Here is a 1296-nt window from a genome sequence, read left to right as displayed (position 1 = left end):
AACTTATAGGCTTTGCAGATTTGGCCATGTATCGAGCGAAAGCTAACGGCAAAGGTCGCTATCATGTTTTTTCATTGGATGATCAAAGTCGTGAACAGCTACAAAAACGGGTTTATTGGAAACAAAAAATCGAAGAAGCCTTGGAAAATCATCTCTTCGTTCTCTATTTCCAGCCCATACTCAATCTGAATAATAATAACATTCAGCATTATGAAGTCCTGGTCAGAATGCGTGATCCCGCCACCCAAGAAATCACTTTACCCGGCAAATTTATCGAAATTGCTGAAGAAGTCGGACTCATTCAAAGCATCGACCATTATGTTTTACATCACAGCATAAAAAAATTAGGCGAACTACAAAAACAAGGTTCTAAAGTAGAGTTTGCTATCAATCTGTCTGGTGCCGTGGTGGATACCCCCGTTTTATTGCCCTATCTAAAAAAATTAATTAAACGCTTTGATGTGGACCCTACCGCCTTAATTTTTGAAGTTACCGAAACGGTGGCGGTTTCAAACCTGTATCAAGCTAAATTAATGATGACCGCCATCAAAGCGCTGGGATGCCGTTTTTCACTGGATGACTTTGGCGTTGGTTTTGCTTCATTCAATTACATGCGGGAACTGCCCATAGACATCATTAAAATCGATGGTATTTTTATACAAAATCTGGATATCAATAAAGACGATCAGCTCTTTGTTAAAGCATTAATTGATGTAGCAAAAGGGCTTGGTCGCCAGACCATTGCCGAATATGTCGAGAATGAAGCCATACTCCACATTCTACAAAGATACGGGGTCGACTTTGCTCAAGGCTTTTATATTGGCAAGCCCCAACAAGATTTATTACCCGAGTCAGATTAAATCTTACTGCCCTGCACCATGCAGGGACAAAATATTCAATATGGTGCAAAAAACCAGCACTCCCCCAGACAAAAACACCACTATCACACTGATATATAAAGCATTATTAAACTGGCATAATAAATGCCAATTTAAATCTACCTTACTTTTTTAGTTCTGTGGAGAAATAAATGCCATGTCTTATATAAGCCCTGGTGAGTTTGTAAAAACAATGGTGGATGCTGGTGAGTCAAAATTATTCATGGCCACCCGAGATGTGTTGATTCGTTCATTTATGGCTGGTGCCATTTTAGCCATCGCCGTCGCTCTGGCTGTGACGGCCGCTGTACAAACCGGTATTCCAATAGTCGGTGCTTTAATCTTCCCCGTCGGGTTTTGTATTCTGAATTTATTAGGGTTTGATTTATTGACCGGTGTGTTTGCACTTGTGCCATTA

2 protein-coding genes are annotated in these 1296 nt (G+C 40.4%); both read left to right on the top strand.

Annotated features, from left to right (window positions below; translation table 11 throughout):
• Positions 1 to 860: EAL domain-containing protein (locus B4K20_RS16540; protein WP_289283764.1), on the top strand; the 860-nt coding region annotated here is incomplete at its 5' end.
• Positions 861 to 1035: 175 nt separating this feature from the next.
• Positions 1036 to 1296: formate/nitrite transporter family protein (locus B4K20_RS16535; protein ID WP_289283763.1), on the top strand; the 261-nt coding region annotated here is incomplete at its 3' end.

This window comes from Methylophaga sp. UBA5088 (assembly GCF_002414625.1).
Lineage (GTDB): Bacteria > Pseudomonadota > Gammaproteobacteria > Nitrosococcales > Methylophagaceae > Methylophaga > Methylophaga marina.
The sequence above is the reverse complement of the archived record's forward strand: the minus strand, read 5'-3'. Positions and strand labels throughout refer to the sequence as shown.